The sequence below is a fragment of the Nonlabens sp. Asnod2-A12 genome (genome assembly GCF_045063745.1).
Classification (GTDB): Bacteria; Bacteroidota; Bacteroidia; order Flavobacteriales; family Flavobacteriaceae; genus Nonlabens; species Nonlabens xylanidelens.
In genome coordinates this window covers 1,081,468-1,095,993 of the sequence record NZ_JBEFOB010000003.1, presented here as the reverse complement: position 1 = coordinate 1,095,993, position 14,526 = coordinate 1,081,468, and the positions used below count along the sequence as shown (strand labels likewise).

15 protein-coding genes are annotated in these 14,526 nt (G+C 35.0%); 6 read left to right on the top strand and 9 right to left on the bottom strand.

The genetic code is table 11. From position 1 onward, the window contains the following. Positions 1–57 precede the first annotated feature (57 nt). The gene (locus ACJJVJ_RS05030) at positions 58–1,116 is read right to left on the bottom strand and encodes a 3-oxoacyl-ACP synthase III family protein (protein WP_405369389.1); all 1,059 of its coding nucleotides are present in this window, start codon (positions 1,114–1,116) and stop codon (positions 58–60) included. A gap of 357 nt (positions 1,117–1,473) precedes the next feature. Between ACJJVJ_RS05030 and ACJJVJ_RS05025 the strand changes: the two genes are divergently transcribed. From ACJJVJ_RS05025 to ACJJVJ_RS05010, 4 genes are all read left to right on the top strand, one after another. Beyond that, positions 1,474–1,824: a hypothetical protein gene (locus ACJJVJ_RS05025; protein WP_405369388.1), complete on the top strand. Its 351-nt coding sequence runs from the start codon at positions 1,474–1,476 to the stop codon at positions 1,822–1,824. A 71-nt stretch (positions 1,825–1,895) separates the two neighbouring features. Next, positions 1,896–2,690: an MbnP family protein gene (locus tag ACJJVJ_RS05020; RefSeq protein ID WP_405369387.1), complete on the top strand. Its 795-nt coding sequence runs from the start codon at positions 1,896–1,898 to the stop codon at positions 2,688–2,690. A 72-nt stretch (positions 2,691–2,762) separates the two neighbouring features. After that, positions 2,763–3,803 carry a cytochrome-c peroxidase gene (locus ACJJVJ_RS05015; protein WP_405369386.1) on the top strand — a complete coding sequence of 347 codons (1,041 nt, stop codon included), beginning with the start codon at positions 2,763–2,765 and terminating at the stop codon, positions 3,801–3,803. Further along, complete coding sequence (locus ACJJVJ_RS05010) at positions 3,778–4,755, top strand: hypothetical protein (RefSeq protein WP_405369385.1); 978 nt, start codon at positions 3,778–3,780, stop codon at positions 4,753–4,755. Before ACJJVJ_RS05015 ends, ACJJVJ_RS05010 begins: the two co-directional genes overlap by 26 nt. Before the next feature lie 131 nt (positions 4,756–4,886). Here ACJJVJ_RS05010 and ACJJVJ_RS05005 read toward each other — a convergent pair whose 3' ends face one another. From ACJJVJ_RS05005 to gcvP, 3 genes are all read right to left on the bottom strand, one after another. Further along, a complete protein-coding gene (locus ACJJVJ_RS05005) occupies positions 4,887–5,261 on the bottom strand; it encodes an ester cyclase (RefSeq protein ID WP_405371231.1) in 375 nt (124 codons plus the stop codon). A 175-nt stretch (positions 5,262–5,436) separates the two neighbouring features. Then, on the bottom strand, positions 5,437–5,859 hold the full coding sequence (locus tag ACJJVJ_RS05000; RefSeq protein ID WP_405369384.1) for a hypothetical protein: 423 nt from the start codon (positions 5,857–5,859) through the stop codon (positions 5,437–5,439). A 317-nt stretch (positions 5,860–6,176) separates the two neighbouring features. Further along, positions 6,177–9,020, bottom strand: a complete 2,844-nt coding sequence (gene gcvP, locus ACJJVJ_RS04995; RefSeq protein WP_405369383.1) for an aminomethyl-transferring glycine dehydrogenase — start codon at positions 9,018–9,020, stop codon at positions 6,177–6,179. Between the two features lie 137 nt (positions 9,021–9,157). Between gcvP and ACJJVJ_RS04990 the strand changes: the two genes are divergently transcribed. Beyond that, positions 9,158–10,009, top strand: coding sequence for a hypothetical protein (locus ACJJVJ_RS04990; RefSeq protein ID WP_405369382.1), 852 nt, complete (start codon positions 9,158–9,160; stop codon positions 10,007–10,009). Between the two features lie 46 nt (positions 10,010–10,055). On the opposite strand, the gene ACJJVJ_RS04985 is transcribed toward ACJJVJ_RS04990, so the two are convergent. The 5 genes from ACJJVJ_RS04985 to purE form a co-directional block, all read right to left on the bottom strand. Then, a complete protein-coding gene (locus ACJJVJ_RS04985; protein WP_405369381.1) occupies positions 10,056–10,301 on the bottom strand; it encodes a hypothetical protein in 246 nt (81 codons plus the stop codon). A gap of 4 nt (positions 10,302–10,305) precedes the next feature. Beyond that, positions 10,306–10,869, bottom strand: a complete 564-nt coding sequence (locus ACJJVJ_RS04980; RefSeq protein WP_104515294.1) for a sigma-70 family RNA polymerase sigma factor — start codon at positions 10,867–10,869, stop codon at positions 10,306–10,308. A 15-nt stretch (positions 10,870–10,884) separates the two neighbouring features. Beyond that, the gene (locus ACJJVJ_RS04975) at positions 10,885–12,948 is read right to left on the bottom strand and encodes a M3 family metallopeptidase (protein ID WP_405369380.1); all 2,064 of its coding nucleotides are present in this window, start codon (positions 12,946–12,948) and stop codon (positions 10,885–10,887) included. An 82-nt stretch (positions 12,949–13,030) separates the two neighbouring features. Continuing rightward, the gene (locus ACJJVJ_RS04970) at positions 13,031–13,270 is read right to left on the bottom strand and encodes a hypothetical protein (RefSeq protein ID WP_146080391.1); all 240 of its coding nucleotides are present in this window, start codon (positions 13,268–13,270) and stop codon (positions 13,031–13,033) included. After that, positions 13,263–13,757, bottom strand: a complete 495-nt coding sequence (gene purE, locus ACJJVJ_RS04965) for a 5-(carboxyamino)imidazole ribonucleotide mutase (protein WP_405369379.1) — start codon at positions 13,755–13,757, stop codon at positions 13,263–13,265. Before purE ends, ACJJVJ_RS04970 begins: the two co-directional genes overlap by 8 nt. A gap of 132 nt (positions 13,758–13,889) precedes the next feature. Between purE and msrB the strand changes: the two genes are divergently transcribed. Continuing rightward, positions 13,890–14,423: a peptide-methionine (R)-S-oxide reductase MsrB gene (msrB, locus tag ACJJVJ_RS04960; protein WP_405369378.1), complete on the top strand. Its 534-nt coding sequence runs from the start codon at positions 13,890–13,892 to the stop codon at positions 14,421–14,423. The last annotated feature ends 103 nt before the right edge of the window (positions 14,424–14,526 follow it).

Here is a 14,526-nt window from a genome sequence, read left to right as displayed (position 1 = left end):
AAAAACACCCCTTGAAATCTTTGATTTCAAGGGGTGTTTTTTTTTCTTAGATAAATACTAGTATCTGTAAACTATGGCATTTATATTCATTCCTGCACCTACACTAGCAAACATAACTACATCGCCTTTTTCTACTTTGTGTTGTGGCATTTTACCATGAATAACTAGATCCATAACAGTAGGAACAGTTGCTACAGAGCTGTTTCCATATTTATGGATAATCATAGGCATGATATCCTTAGGAACCTCCATGTCATACAGCTTATAGAACCTATCAACAATAGCTTCGTCCATTTTTTCATTGGCCTGATGGATGAATATTTTTTTAAGATCTTTGATATCTACACCTGCTTGCTCCATAGCACTCTTCATGCCTTCTGGTACTTTGGATAAAGCAAAATTATATATGCGACGACCATACATCTTTATGTACTTGGTCTTATCTTGTAATTCTTTATTATAAGAAGTTTCATTAAATATGAAAAACGCTTCTTCTTCTGTATAGGTTGCTGTAGCCTGTCCTATAATACCATGCTCATCATTACTAGCTTCTAAAACTGCTGCACCAGCACCGTCAGAATATATCATAGAATCTCTATCATGTGGATCTACAACTCTAGACAAAGCTTCTGCACCTATAACAAGTACTTTCTTAGCAAGTCCTGATTTTATAAAAGAATCTGCTTGAGTAACACCTAGAATCCATCCCGGACAACCGAATAATACATCGTATGCTATACAAGTAGGGTTTTTAATACCTAGTTTATTTTTTACTCGACTCGCAAGACTAGGTACCATATCACTAGAACCACCATCAGACTGTATGTCACCATAGTTGTGCGCTACAATTATAAAGTCTAACGTCTCTGGATCACAATTTGCATCTTCTATTGCTTTTATAGCAGCAAGTGTTGCTATATCGCTAGTAACAAGTTCATCACTCATGTACCTGCGCTCTTCAATTCCAGTTATCGCAACAAATTTTTTAATAATAGTAGAGTTATCGCTACCGAAAGAACTACCATCATTATTTAAGAATTCATGATTCATGAACTCTTCATTTTTTCTAACTACATCGGGAATATGACTTCCTACACCAGTGATTTTTGCTCTCATTAACCTGCTTTTCAAACTTAGGGATAACAAAAAAAGTGATTTATGATGTTCATTCCTAATTATTAACAACGGAATATGTGGTATTTTTTACTTTGTTGAGAATCAATCAAAGAATAGGTGTTTTTCTTGCATTATATATAATGCAACGAATAGTAAACTAGCTTATTTTGCTGATTTTTCTTTTATTCTATAGATCAACTAGAGTCTATTGAATGATGAATTATTAGAGTTAAGAATGGTTTATATATCTAGAAAAGTAATAGTTTTTTAATCTAAAAAATATGAGTCTTTTTTTAGATGCTAACATTATATTTGCAAAATAATTCAAGAAACCTGAAAAATTTTATAATCATATTGATGCTTATTTCATTTGCATTGCGACCTATGTACTACGTGGGTCAGTTTGTGTATTATGGAACTAACATGGATTATATTATAGAGAATTACTGTGTCAACAAAGAACGACCACAATTAAAATGTGATGGTAAATGTTTTCTTGCTAAAAAACTTATCGCAGCTAACGACTCTGAAACAGATGATTCAAAAAGCGTAGAAGCACATGCTTTTTTCCCTGTGTTTTTAGAAACTCCACAAACGTTACAAATAGATGGTGATGTCATTTATAAAGATCACTCTATTAATTTCTCTTATCAATTATTATACAGTTATAACTGGTACGAGGCTCCTCTAAAGCCACCCATTTCATAAGTTTATTTTCCGTTTTTATTACAAAGACTTTTGACGTGAGTCTTCGATCGCGTCTACAATAAACTTAAAAAATGAATTTTTCAAAAACTATAGGAGCACTAGCTCTAAGTATCGCTATTATATCATGTTCATCTGACGATGACGCAATGGAAAACCTGTCTAACCAGACAGGAGAACTTACTGTTAAGTTTGATAATGCTGTTGGTAATCAAGATTTTATATTTGATTCTTCTTTTTCTAAATCTAATGGAGAATCTTTTAAATTAGAAACACTTAAATACATCGTTAGTAACATCAAGTTAACAGACGAGAATGGAGTGGAATTTGAATACCCAACTAGTGATAATATTTTTATTATTGATGAGGCAAATGCAAATAATGCAGGTGAAATATATGTAGAATTAGATAATGTACCTGCTGCTAACTATACAAAGATCTCCTTTGGAATCGGTGTAGATCAGACTAGATTTGCTCAAGGTGCAGCAGGTCAGGGAGATTTCTTGACTACCGCACAAGATGCAGGTATGTTCTGGTCATGGGCTTCTGGTTATAAATTTATGCGTTTAGATGGAACTTATTCTGACGCTACCGTAACAGATCAACCGGTAAATATACACATGGGTAGTGTAGGAACATCTCTAGATAATTATAGAGAAATCACTTTAGACTTACCTAATACTTCAAGAGTAAGAGAGGATTCTCATGCAGAGATTCACCTAGTAACAGATATCCTTAAAATTCTAGATGGCGCATCTTCATTGAATTTTTCAGATGGGTATGACCAGGTACATACTAATGAAATAGAAACTCCTATCATAGCAAATAACTTTATGGGTAGTTTCAGTGTAGATCACGTACATAACTAATAATCTATATAGTAATACTGCTAGAAGGGTTTAAACAAAACCCTTCTAGTTATTACTATGATTTTATCTGATATGAAAAAGTATATATTATTTGCATTAGGAATCCTCATGATTTCTTGCACAAAAAATGATATAGAAAACGGATACGAACCTATTCCTGTATCTTTTGAAAAACCAAGTAATTTTCCTGATCTTGTTTATAATCTAGATGCAAATCCTTTAACTGAAGACGGTATAGCCTTAGGTAAAGCTCTTTTTTACGAAGGAGATTTATCTTCTAATGGAGCAATAGCTTGTGCTTTTTGTCACGAGCAGGCATCAGCTTTTACGCATCATGGACATACTTTAAGTCATGGAGTAAATGGAAACATAGGATTTAGAAACGCACAACCTATTCAGAATTTAGGTTTTCAAGAAGCATTTACATGGGATGGAGCTGCATCGCATCTCGATTTACAGCCTATTATTCCTATTACTAGTGAGCTAGAAATGAACGAGACTTTATCTAACGTTATAGGTAAATTACAGGCAGACGAAGGTTATAGAAACATGTTTAGTAAGGCATTTGAAGATGGAGAGATTACTTCTAGCCATCTATTACAAGCCTTGTCTCAATTTATGGTGACTATGGTTTCTTCAAATTCAAAGTATGATAAAGTAGAACGTAATGAAGGAACGGTCTACACTACTATAGAAGCTGATGGTTTTGCATCTTTTAATCAAAAATGTACAAGCTGCCATGCTGGCTCTTTACAAACGGACCAGAGCTACCGCAATAACGGTCTAGCAGTAAACCCTAGGTTAAATGACTTAGGAAGGTATAATTTATTAGAAATACCAGAAGACCTATATAAATTTAAAGTGCCTAGTTTAAGAAATGTAGCAGTTACCTTTCCTTATATGCATGATGGACGTCTGTCAGACTTAGAATCTGTTCTGGATCACTATGCCTCAGGAATGGTAGATACTGGCACTATAGATCCATCACTAGTAAAAGCAGACGGTAGTCTAGGTATCGATTTAACAGCTTATGAAAAAGAGAGCATCATTGCTTTTTTAGAAACATTAACTGATCAAGAATTTTTAAATGACGAGCGCTTTGCAGAATTTTAATAAAACTTTTATCACCCTATCCATAGGACTATTATTCAGTATCTCTAGTTATGCGGCTTGCCCACCGCATCTAGAAAAAATATTTTGTGACCTTTGTGGCTGTACTACATCTAGTGGTAGTTCTGGTTTTGGAACACTTAATAATGTGAGTTTTATAGGACTGCGCTATATCCACCAGTCCTATGAATCACGAGATGGTATTTTTGTAAATTCACCTACTAGTAAGGAGGCTTTTAATACCTATCAAATATGGAGTAAAGTGCCGCTATCTAAAAAGTTCTCCATAAATGCGATGGTACCTTTTCAAGATTTATCAAGAAAACGTAATGCCGGTTCAGAGCATATAAGTGGACTAGGAGATGTAACTGTGATAGGTTGGTACCAACATGTTTTTTATGAAAAACCAGAAGGTTATAAAGTGATTTTTGAAAACAAAGTCCCTACCGGACACCAACTTAACTTTGGTTTAGGTGTAAAATTACCAACAGGAGAATTTGAAGAAGAACTTACAGATCGTATCAATCCTGGTTTTCAAGTAGGTACTGGTAGTGTAGATGTACTAGCATCAGTTTCTCACACTTATTCTAAAAATAAGTTAGGTATCAATACACTAGCTACCTATTATTTTAAAACAGAGAATAAAAACGAATACCGATTTGGTAACCAATTCAGTGTTTCTTCAAATGCGTATTATAACATACCGTTTACTAAATCTGCTTTGAGTCCATTTCTAGGCCTATCAGCAGATGTTTATGACTCTATCGAGCAATTTAATGAGCAACTTGTGGATACAGATGGTTATATTTTTAACGGCAGTATCGGTACCGAATATAAATTTGATCAATTTGTTTTAGGAGCTAGTTACACATTGCCTATAGTTCAAGACCTTTTTGGCGGCGATGTAGAATCCCAAAATAAATTTTTATTGTATGCTAATTTTGTGTTGAACTAATTATAGAACACATAAAAACTTAATCATAGATCTAAGGATCTGTTCTATGATTAAGTTTTTATTTTTAATCTCGCTTTCGCGAAAGCAGAATAAGTAACAACATTTTAACCCATAATCTATGTACTAGATGTTTAGTACATCGTGTTGGGGTTTGCCGATTTTTCTGGTATTTGCTGTATGGAATCCCAATGCTCTACAATTTTACCATCACTATTAAACCTAAAAAAGTCCATAGTCACGTATTGATCGTTTCCAGGCCATATTTGATGTGTGTGTAAAGCGACTAAATCATCTTCTGTTATCGCTCTTACAAATTCGATAGATTTATCTGGATATTCTAATTGCATCCTTTCAAAATAATCTATAAAACCTTGCTTTCCATTTGCTACATCTGGGTTGTGTTGTATGTAATCTTTACCTACATAAAGCTCTATCGCTTTACGAGGATTGCCTTCATAAGCTGTTCTATAGAAATGTATGGCATTTTGTTTATTTAATGAATTCATAGGTGTTGCTTTAAAGCTCAAATTTAAAGATAGATTTAAAAATTTTGAGTTGATTACATCGTCTTTAACAATCTCAACTGACGTCACTTTTTTTATTTTATAGATCTAAATATCTTAATAAGCATTGTTCTTTTGGTAAAGTCTTTTCTCTTAATTAGAGTGCTTATTAGTTGAATTAGATTTGAAGTTTTACGATGCTTAGTATAAATCCTAGAATTACAAAACCTAGTAAACTAAAGAAAAATTGTTTATTGATTTTAAAAACACTTGAAACTATAATCCAACTATATAAAAATAAGAATAATGGTAATAAATAAGAGCTTATTTGAAAATCTTCATAAAGTTTTATATCAAGTCCTGCAAATATAGTAGTCATACGAGCAAGAAACATGAGTACTAAGAATACCACATAAAACACTAAATTTTGAGCATGTCTTTGACGGCGTTTTACGGTTCTTATATTATTTGTGAAACCTAACCATATTTGATTACAAAATAAAAACCCCATGCTTGAGACCGTAAGTCCCATTAAAACAAAATAATAATTTGTGAATTGATCATTGATAATGGTGATAGAAAAATCGTCATGGTATCTCATGCTTACATGACTTAATTGAGTAAAGAGACTAAATAAAATAAATAAAATAAATAGAACAATACTGGAACTTATACCATATACTATTCCTAAGATATATCTTTTTATACTATGTTTTTTACTGAATATTCAGGTCTGTATTTTTCAAAACGTTTTATCAATGAATTTAATGTGGTTGGCTTATTTTATAGGTGCAAATAAATTGATTTTTGTTACATGAAACAATCAAAAAAAACCGAATCAACAAAATGCTGATTCGGTTTTATATATATGTATCTCAAATTACTAGACTACTTAATGCCTAATAACCTAAAGTCTGATTAATCCTCCAAATACTCCTCCATAGGAGCACAAGTACACATTAAATTACGGTCTCCATAAGCATCGTCTGCACGACGTACGGTAGGCCAGAATTTATTGTCAGCAATGTAATCTAGTGGATATGCAGCTTGCTTTCTAGTATATGGTAAATCCCACTCATCACTAGTTATCATTTGCAAGGTATGTGGACTGTTCTTAAGAACATTATTAGGCTGGTCTTTAGAAGACTCTGCAATTTCTGCTCTTATAGAAATCATCGCGTCACAAAAACGATCCATTTCTTCTTTAGATTCAGACTCTGTAGGCTCTATCATCATAGTACCTGCCACTGGGAAAGAAACAGTAGGAGCGTGGAAACCATAATCCATCAATCGTTTTGCGATATCTGTTACCTCTATACCATTTTCTTTAAATGGACGACAGTCTATAATCATTTCATGAGCAGCACGACCTTTCTCTCCTGTAAAAAGACATTCATAACTACCTTTAAGACGTTCTTTAATATAGTTTGCGTTAATAATAGCATACTCTGTAGAGCGTTTTAAACCTTCGGCACCTAACATACATATGTAACCATAAGATATTAAACAAACCGATGCACTACCATATGGCGCTGCACTAATAGGTGAAATAGCCTGATCACCACCTGTAGGTACGATAGGGTTAGTAGGTAAGAAAGGAACGAGTTGTGGTGCCACACATATAGGTCCTACACCTGGTCCACCACCACCATGTGGTATAGCAAACGTTTTGTGTAGATTAAGGTGACATACATCTGCACCGATGTTACCAGGATTAGTAAGACCAACTTGTGCATTCATGTTAGCTCCATCCATATAAACCTGACCACCATTTTCATGGATAAGTCCTGTAATTTCTTTAATCGCACTTTCATAAACTCCATGAGTAGATGGATAAGTAACCATTAAAGCACTTAAATTATCTTTATGCTTTTCTGCTTTTTCACGTAAATCATCTACATCGATATTTCCGTTTTCTAGCGCTTTAGTTACGACTACCTTCATACCAGCCATTACTGCACTAGCAGGGTTAGTACCGTGTGCACTAGATGGAATAAGGCATATATTTCTATGTTGATCTCCACGACTGTGATGATAAGCACGTATAGCCATTAAACCTGCAAATTCTCCTTGAGCACCAGAGTTAGGTTGTAAAGAAGTACCTGCAAAACCAGTCGCTTCATTTAATTGAAGCTCTAATTTCTTCAACATTTCTTGATAACCAGCTGCCTGATCTACAGGTACAAATGGGTGAATATTTCCCCATTGCGGATTTGAAAGTGGCAACATCTCTGCCGCAGCGTTCAATTTCATTGTACAAGATCCTAAAGCAATCATCGAGTGATTTAAAGCCAAATCTTTACGCTCTAATTTCTTGATATAACGCATCAACTCTGTCTCAGAATGGTAAGAGTTAAATACCTCATAGGTTAAGAAGTCTGTCTGACGTCCTGCACCTAAGTGAGTTTTTTCTAATAATTCTGTGATAGGAGAGAAGTCTTTAGAAACCGCTTTCGCGAAAGCGGAAACAACATCATTCAAGTCTGCAAGAGAAGTAGTTTCATTTAAAGAAACCTGTACCGTGTCTGCATCTGGATAATAGAAGTTAATCTCTAAATCAAGAGCTTGTTTTTTTACAGCTTCGGCATTTACTTTAAAACTTAAAGTGTCAAAGAAGTTTGCGTTAGTCTGGTAAATACCTAGTTTCTCTACAGCGTCTGCAAGAGTTGCTGTTTGTGCGTGTAATTTATTTGCAATAAACTTTAAACCACGTGGTCCGTGATATACACCATACATACCGGCCATAACAGCTAGTAAAACCTGTGCAGTACAAATATTTGAAGTCGCTTTATCTCTTTTAATGTGTTGCTCACGCGTTTGTAACGCCATGCGCAGCGCACGTTTTCCATCTGTATCTTTAGTAACACCTATAATACGACCAGGAATTTGTCTTTTAAATTCTTCACGAGTTGCAAAGTATGCTGCGTGTGGTCCACCGTATCCTAGTGGTATTCCAAAACGTTGTGTAGTTCCCACAACAACGTCTGCACCCCAATGTCCTGGAGCTTCTAGTAATACTAGCGACATAATGTCTGCAGCAACAGCTATACGTATATTGTTTTCTTGGCATTTTTTTGCAAAAGCAGTATAGTCTACCACATTACCACTAGCACCAGGATATTGTAAAAGAATACCGTAATACCCTGCATTTACATCCATCTCTTGTGGGTTGCCTTCTACTAATTCTATACCTAGTGGAATAGCACGAGTTTTTAATAGCTCTTTAGTTTGTGGTAAAGCATCTTGATCTACAAAGAATTTTATAACATTTTCTTTTTTCTGAGCTCTCTCACGAACTGAGTAAAGTAAAGTCATAGCCTCTGCAGCTGCAGTAGACTCATCTAATAAAGAAGCATTTGCCAGTTCCATACCAGTTAAATCGGTAATCATGGTCTGGAAATTTAATAACGCTTCTAGACGTCCTTGAGCAATTTCTGCCTGGTAAGGAGTGTAAGCGGTATACCAACCTGGATTTTCAAGAATGTTACGTTGGATAACTGCCGGCGTTATAGGTGCATTGTAACCTAGACCTATGTAAGATCTAAATTGCTTATTCTTATCACCTAGTTTTTTAATATGAGATAAAAACTCATATTCACTCATCGCAGGATCTAACTGTAAATCTTGTTGAAGGCGTATGTTATCTGGGACAGTTTCATAAACTAGTTGGTCTATAGAATCAACTCCTATTGTTTCTAGCATGGGTGCAAGGTCTGCCTTGCGTGGTCCGATATGTCTTAGGGCAAAACGATCTGTATTCATAGTACTTGTATGGTCTATTTAAGATAGTGCAAAAGTAGTCGTTTAAGATATCTAAACTAACAAGGGTTAGTCTAGATTTATAGGTATTTTTCAACCTTTTTAACCTAGTTATTAACTATGCGCTGTAAATTTGAACCATGAGGTTATTAAAAACCGTTTTAGATTTCTATATAAAGAGTAGTTTGCACGTTGCAATTTGCTTTGTAGCCTTACTGTACGTGTTTCATTGCTATAGTTTTGTGAAACTGAGTGAAGACTTTGCATTGTTAGGTTTTTGCTTTGTGGTTATAGGATATAACTTTATAAAGTATGCGACACTCGTATATGAAAATAGAGATTTTAAATATAAAATAGGGATTTTTATAATCACTGTCATTAGCGCACTAGTAGGTGCTTATTTATTACTGTTTGAAAGTCCTCAAGCCTATATAGTATTGCTTATATCAGGTCTGTTATCTTTATTTTATGTGATACCATTTTACCATAAAAAAAGTTTAAGGTTAATGTCCATTATTAAGGTTATTACTGTGGTGGTGGTATGGTGGCTAGTAATAATGGTGTTACCAGTTTATTCAGTGTACTCAGAGATTGTAAATTTGAATGTAGATGGTTTGAACTCCATCGAGCAAATAAACTGGACGCCCTATATTATAAAATCTGTAGAATTGTTTCTCTTTGTATTTAGTTTATTGATTCCTTTTGAGATACGAGATTTAAAATATGATGACCCTAGTTTAAAAACAATACCACAACTAGTAGGAACAAGAAAAACTAAATACCTCGGTATAGTATTATTGCTGTGTGCTTTCTTATTACATCACTTTTATTTCATGCAGTATGAATTCCCGTATTACTTTATTCCCTTATTAATTTATGTGATAACAGCCATTGCAATATGGTTTTCAGATAAATTTAAAGCAGATTATTGTGTCAGTTTCTTTGTAGAAGCCATACCAGTTTTTTGGTTAGCTTTATACTGGATGACATAAAAAAAAGAGCCGTATGGCTCTTTTTAAATATGTGTTTTAAGATGTACTACTTTTTCAAAGACGCTGCAATCCTTTTTTTAATAGAATCTTTTTGTGAGTCAGACAGTGTAACCCATTTGAGCCCTCTAAGTTCGCGCTGGAAACGTTCGTTATTTTTATGAAAAGACCTGCATCGTATGCAGTGACCTTGGTGCAATTTATGACGGAAAGCCTCCTTAGGATTAAGATCTCCATATTGTTCTCTTGTACTTAAAATACTTGCCTCGTCGCAGTTTATAAAAAATCTACCCATCAGATTAGTTGTCTTTGTGCCATTTCTTGTTCATACATTCCATAAGCTGTACTCGAGCTCTATGAATAATTACCCATAAATTAGACGCTGTGATATCGTGTTCCTTACATATCGTTTCAGTTTCTAGATTATCGATGGTCTTTTGAACAAATATAGTGGCATATCTCTCTGGTAGACAGGCGATACATTCTTCAAGTGCTTTTCCTAATTCTTCTTGTTCTATAGTATCTTCTACATTAGGATTGCGCAGGTCTTGAGCCTTTTCTTCCATCCAGTCGCCTTCTTGGTCACTATTAGAAAGATAGCTCATACGTACTTCCGCCTTTCCTTTATTAGAGTTTATCTTGCGATAATAGTCTATAATCTTACGTTTAAGAATAGAAATCAACCAGGTTCTCTCTGTAGAGTTTCCTTTAAATCTATGCGCGCTTTTTAAACCTGCCAGAAAAGTTTCAGATACCAGATCTTGCGCCATAATAGGATCGTTAACCCTACTTATGGTAAAATTAAAGAGGTAGTCACCATAACGGTCCACCCATTTTTCTGGTATTAATTTAACTTCTGGCATATTTAATAAACTGTTTTAACTTATTAAACCAGCTCTCTTTAGAAGAGCATCGATTTTAGGCTCGCTTCCGCGGAAACGAGTATATAATAACATAGGATCTTCTGTACCACCTCTAGAAAGAACATGATCTCTAAATTTCTTAGCCGTCGTGCGATCAAAGATTCCGTTTTCTTTAAACATTTCAAAAGCATCTGCATCTAGAACTTCTGCCCATTTATAACTGTAGTATCCTGCGCTGTAACCACCCTGGAAAATGTGTCCAAAAGAAGTACTCATACAACTACTTGCTACATCTGGATAAAGATCTGTCTGGTCAAATGTTTTTCTCTCATGAGCTTTTACATCTGTAATACCAGTTGGGTCTATACCATGCCAGTTCATATCTAACATTCCAAAAGAAAGCTGTCTTAAAGTTTGCAATCCTTCTTGAAAATTAGCCGCTGCTTTTATTTTTTCTATATACTCAAGAGGTATTACCTCGTCAGTTTCATAATGTCTCGCAAATATCTCTAATGCTTCTTTTTCATAACACCAGTTTTCTAATACCTGACTAGGTAACTCCACAAAATCCCAAAATACAGAAGTACCTGATAGGCTTTGATACTTGGTATCTGCTAGCATGCCGTGTAGTGCGTGACCAAATTCATGAAACAAAGTCGTTACTTCATTAAAAGTAAGTAAAGAAGGTTTTGTAGCAGTAGGTTTTGTAAAGTTGCACACGTTAGAAACATGTGGTCTCACGTTGTTTCCATTTGCATCATGCCACTGTCCTTTAAAAGAAGTCATCCAGGCTCCATTACGTTTTCCTTTACGTGGAAAAAAGTCTGCATAGAAAATAGAGTTTAAACTATCATCCTCATTTTTTACTACATAAGTAAGTACATCGGGATGGTACTTTTCTATTTCTTGAGTTTCTTCAAAGCTTAAACCGTATAGACGGCTAGCGATTTCAAAAACTCCATTAATTACATTTTCTAATTTAAAGTAGGGTTTTAACAACTCGTCGTCCAGACTAAATAGACGTTGTTTTAATTTTTCTGAATAATAAGCCGCATCCCATTTTTCTAATTTTGTTATTGATTCAGAAATCTCTGACTGATTAGAAATCGAGATCGCAAAATTAGTCAATTCATCAAAATCGTGCTGTGCGGCAGGTTTTGCTTTTTCAAGAATCTCTTGCGAGAACTGGATAACGGTTTCAGGAGTTTTTGCCATGCGCTCTTCTAGTACAAAGTGTGCATGCGTTTCATAACCTAATAACTGCGCACGCTCATATCTTAAACGTACTATGTTCAGTACATTTTCTTGATTATCATGGTCATCTTTATATGCTTTTTTACCAAAAGCCTTTGACATCTCCTCACGCAATTTTCTATCATCTACATAAGTCATGAATGGAATGTAGCTAGGGTAATCCAGCGTGAAAACATATCCAGTTTTATCTTTAGCTTTTGCAGTTTCTGCAGCTGCTTCTTTTGCACTTTCTGGTAAACCTGCAAGCCTAGAATCGTCTTCTAGGTGCATTTCAAAATCGTTAGTTGCTGCTAGTACGTTCTCTCCAAATGCAAGAGTCAACTTTGAAAGCTCACTATCTATTTCTCTTAAACGTACTTTCTTATCGTCGGTTAGGTTTGCACCATTACGAGAAAAACGCTTGTATTGTTTATCTAAAAGTGTTTTTTGTTCTTCAGTTAAATCTAGATCATTTTTTTGATCATAAACTGCTTTTACACGCTTAAAGAGTTCTAAGTTTAAAGTTACATCATTCCCGAATTCAGATAACTGCGGACTCACCTCACGAGCGATACGCTGGATTTCGTCATTAGTTTCTGCACTGTTTAGGTTAAAAAAGATGCTGGATATACGTCCTAGTGTCTCTCCAGAAGAATCTAGCGCTTCTATTGTGTTCTCAAAAGAAGGTGCTTCTGTATTCTCTGTGATAGAATTTATTTCCTTTTTTGCTATTTGTATCGCTTTCGCGAAAGCGGACTCATAATCAGACTCCTTGATCAATGAAAAAGGCGCTGTGTTATGAAAAGTATGAAACTCTTGTAATAAAGGATTGTTATCTGTGCTCATATAAGTGTAAAAGTAATGGTCAGAAAGAAGAAAGTCATTACTATTTTGTTAAACTTTATCTTCTGAAGGTTAAACAAAGTAGTTAAACGAAAAAATAACCATATCCAAAAAGACTCACCATTAGAACACCATGAATGATGCCCAGATAGTTGTGATCTTTTTGTGTGTACTGTCTATTAATAATAACAGCCATCAAGAAATTAATACCACCTGCGGTTAAGAAATGCCACTGGACAGAGTGTCTCAACATCATTTCATAACCGAACCATAATGCGGTTAAAGCAATAATAAAAATAGAGGCTATTTGAAAAGCTCTAGACATTTTCACGCATTTGTGCAGCCGCCTTAGTCACTTTTTCTTTAAGTCCTTGTTTATAATTTATAATGCGCTCACGTACATCTTCTTGTGTGGCACCTAGTATTTGTGCAGCAAGAATACCAGCGTTTTTTGCACCATTAAGAGCAACAGTTGCTACTGGTACACCGCCTGGCATTTGTAAAATAGAAAGAACACTATCCCAGCCATCTATAGAATTACTAGATTTAACCGGCACTCCTATTATAGGTAATGGAGATAAACTGGCTACCATGCCTGGTAAGTGTGCAGCACCACCAGCACCTGCGATAATTACAGCGATACCGTTTTCGTGCGCTGTTTTACCGAATTCAAACATTTTCTCTGGTGTGCGATGGGCGCTTACCACATCTACCTGAATTTCTATTTCTAGTTCTTTGAGAACATCTATTGCGTCTTGCATCACTGGAAGGTCGCTCGTAGACCCCATGATAATAGCTATTTTTTTATTCATGAGGTAAATTTACAAATATGAGGTCAGTTTTTTAAAACGAAATTGTGATATTATTGACACAATACTTAACAGTATTGCAACAACTGTATGCGCTTTTAGTACGTAATTTTACCATATCTAAAAATAAGACAGATGATTAAAAATATTTTAATAGCCATTATGGCAATAGGTTTTGTCTCTTGTGGTAATAATACCTCAAAAGAGATCGCAATGAATTCTTCTCATGATCACATGCAACAAGAAAAAGTGTATGAGGTGAAGAAGTCTAATGCAGAGTGGAAAGAAGTTCTAACAGCATCTCAATACAATGTGTTGAGAGAAGCTGGAACAGAACGTCCACACACGAGTCCTTTAAATAAACAATATGCTCCAGGTACACTAGTATGTGGTGCATGTTATGCACCAGTTTATGATAACGCACATAAATTTGATTCTGGTACAGGATGGCCTAGTTATGATAGAGCGATAGAAGGACAGGTAGAGCGCGATACCGATTATAAAATAGGATATGCACGTACAGAATTGAAATGTAACACTTGCGGTTCTCACCTAGGTCATGAATTTAGCGATGGTCCTAGAAAAACTACTGGTAAACGCCACTGTATAAATGGTGTAGCTTTAGATTTTATACCACAAGGTCAGGAATTACCTCCTTTAAGAAAATAAAATTACAAGTTGCGTAAGATTTGAAGAGAGCTCTGGACTAACTAGTCGAGAGCTTTTTTTTGTATCGCTATTGCGAAAACGAGATTAATTCAAGAACTTTAGA